Genomic DNA, 2,948 nt, shown 5'->3' on the forward strand with positions numbered 1-2,948 from the left:
CTGTCCCGAACCAGTTTCGGGAGAGGAATGCCTGCCTGCCGGAGAGGCAGGTACATAGCGAGGTTCTCCCGAAGCAAGTTCGGGACAGGCATGAGACAACTGAAAAAACAAACTTGTACGAATGAAACCCAGCATGATAATTTTTTCTCACACAGGGGAATGTGCATAGCGAGGTTCCATGAGACAACTGAAAAAACAAATATGCACGAATGAAAATAATATTGAAACATTTTTTAATGGCCTGCGCCTGCATAACAGCTTTGCTGGCTGATAATATTACATCTGCCCAGCAGCCGGCAATCCATTCGCATAATGATTATACCCATGCGCTTCCTTTTTGGGATGCATACCATAACAGTGCAGCCGATATTGAAGCCGATGTATATTATGTGAATGGTGCATTAATGGTTGCGCATAACAAAACAGATATTAAACCTTCTAACAGCCTTGGCAGCATGTACATTCAGCCCATTGTGCAATTATTTGATACCGGCAAAAACATGCACAGCTTTTATTTAATGATTGATATAAAAGAAAACCAGGCGGCCGCCTTACCTGCATTAATGAATTTATTGCAGCAACATCCTTCTGTATTCAACCGGCAGTTAAATAAAAATGCCGTTCAGGTTTTTATAAGCGGTGACAGGCCGCCGGATTCCACCTTCCATAACTATCCTGGCTATATCATGTTTGATGGCGTGCCTGCTGTAAATTATGCGCCGCAGGACCTGGAAAAAATCGTGATGATCAGTGATGATTTCCACGCTTATTCAAACTGGAACGGCGCCGGTTTTATACCAGCGACAGACAGCATAAAAATTAAAAAAATGATACAGGCTGCGCATGCATTGGGCAAACCCGTGCGCTTATGGGGAGCGCCGGATACACAGGAATGCTGGAAAACGATGATTAATCTTCATGCCGATGTTATCAATACCGATAAAGTAGAAGCCTGCAGGCAATTTCTGAATGCGCAAAACAATTTGCATTAAACAAATGTTTACGCAATTGCCGGCTAATAAGATTAAGGAATCTGCCTGAATTGTTTGTTGAAAATTGATTACGAATAACGGTCAGACCTTCAGGAAACCGCTTCATCCATTTTTACAGCCTGAAAAGCGTCAGACCGTTAGCTGACGATGATATTTTTATTGACTCAAACAAATTCTAAATTTGAAAAAAGTTTTTTATGAAAGTAGATATAAAATTTACTGCTGTTTTTGAAGAAGCTAAAGAAGGCGGATATATCGCTTATCTGGAAGAGATGCCTGGTGTAAATACGCAGGGAGAAACACTGGAAGAAGCTAAAACAAACCTTAAAGAAGCATTCAGGCTTGTTATTGAAACGCAACGTTCTTTAAAAAATGAAGAAACCGGAGGCCGTAACGTTATCAAAGAAGTTTTTGTTGAACCCTGCAAGGGTTCTATATCAAAACGGTTTCATTTGTCCACCGGTGCACCCGATGGCTATTCAAATCAGACCCCATTCGGGGTATTTTATAGCTCATATTTCTTAAGTTGACGGCTATGGTGTCGCCACCCACCTGCGAAAATTTGACATACACCCTGTGTACCTTGCTGACAACACCAAGAGCGGGGAAATAATTATCTTTATGCTAAAAATGAAAAGTATGCTGAATAAAATACCGGTAATGTTTATTGTTGTTGCCTTCTCTGCGCAAGCACATGCGCAAACAGGCAATGCTTATACAAATGAAATTGATAACTGGCATAAACAAAGAGAAGAAAATTTAAAAAATGAAAACGGCTGGCTCAATTTAGTCGGCTTAATCTGGTTACAGCAAGGCAAACAAAGTTTTGGCGATGGCGATGATGTGCAGATAAAATTTCCGGCAGGAACCATTACACATCATGCCGGTTTTTTTGAATTGAAAAATTACACGGTAACGCTTTATGCAGATGACTCAACTAATATTTTAGTGAACGGCAACCCGGTAAAACAAGCCATTATATTTTCACCCGATTCACTTAAACCAATTAATTGCAGCTACGGCACATTGAGATGGACAATCATTAAGCGCGATGATAAAATCGGTATTCGTTTAAGAGATGTGAACAGCGAACTGGTAAAAAATTTCAAAGGCATTGAACGTTTTGCCGTTGATAGCGCTTATAAAGTAAAAGCCTGGCTCAAAAAGCCTGAAACATCTTTTATTTCCATCACCAATATTTTAGGGCAAACAAACAAGGAAGAAACGGCGGGCAAATTAGTCTTTACATTACAAGGCAAGGAATACAGCCTGGATGCTTTGCAGGAAGGCAAAGCGCTCTTTATTGTTTTTGCAGATGCCACATCAGGCAAAGAAACCTATCCGTCGGGCAGGTTTCTGACGGCTTCGTTGCCCGGCGCCGATGGCAGTACAATACTCGATTTTAATAAAGCGTACAACCCGCCATGCGCATTTACACCGTATGCTACCTGTCCTTTGCCACCCGAACAAAACCGGCTAAAAGTTGCTATTCCTGCAGGCGAAAAAAATTACAAGCGCCATTAAGGCTTATAATTATAAAACGAGGCAAAATCCCCTATCTGCCGTTTGCGAAAGACTTTGGATTATTTCCCCTGCCTGCAAATATTTTTTTAAGCGTGCTTGCAATAATAGCCGCTTACATCATTTTTGCCGAGATAACCAAACGCATTAATATAAGCGAAACAGCATAACCGATTAATCGCCATAGCAGCATGCGCCCAATTCATCCGGCAGTGAGTTACTGATGACAAAAAATACAGCAGCCTGAAAAAAATAAATTTTCCCGGGAAAATTTTCATAATGCAATCATTGTTGTCCGACTAAAATATTTTCTCTTGGGCTAAAGCCCTTTATGGGCCTGCTTTTTACTAACCCCAGGCTAAAGCCCGGGGTTATATATCAGAAACCCTTGCACAATGGGCTTTAGCACATGTTATCCGGACAATAATGTAATGC

The 2,948-nt window shown here is 41.0% G+C and carries 3 protein-coding genes; all 3 read left to right on the top strand.

Going from position 1 to position 2,948, the window contains the following annotated elements; genetic code table 11:
- The first annotated feature begins 209 nt into the window (after positions 1-209).
- The 3 genes from QM629_RS09775 (at position 210) to QM629_RS09785 (ending at position 2,516) form a co-directional block, all read left to right on the top strand.
- Positions 210-992 (top strand): phosphatidylinositol-specific phospholipase C/glycerophosphodiester phosphodiesterase family protein, encoded by a 783-nt coding sequence (locus QM629_RS09775; RefSeq protein ID WP_415159647.1) that lies wholly within the window; start codon positions 210-212, stop codon positions 990-992.
- 197 nt (positions 993-1,189) lie between these two features.
- Positions 1,190-1,522, top strand: coding sequence for a type II toxin-antitoxin system HicB family antitoxin (locus QM629_RS09780; RefSeq protein WP_415159649.1), 333 nt, complete (start codon positions 1,190-1,192; stop codon positions 1,520-1,522).
- 109 nt (positions 1,523-1,631) lie between these two features.
- Complete coding sequence (locus QM629_RS09785) at positions 1,632-2,516, top strand: DUF1684 domain-containing protein (protein ID WP_415159651.1); 885 nt, start codon at positions 1,632-1,634, stop codon at positions 2,514-2,516.
- Positions 2,517-2,948: the final 432 nt, after the last annotated feature.

The sequence above is a fragment of the Parafilimonas sp. genome, assembly GCF_047606085.1.
Classification (GTDB): domain Bacteria; phylum Bacteroidota; class Bacteroidia; order Chitinophagales; family Chitinophagaceae; genus Parafilimonas.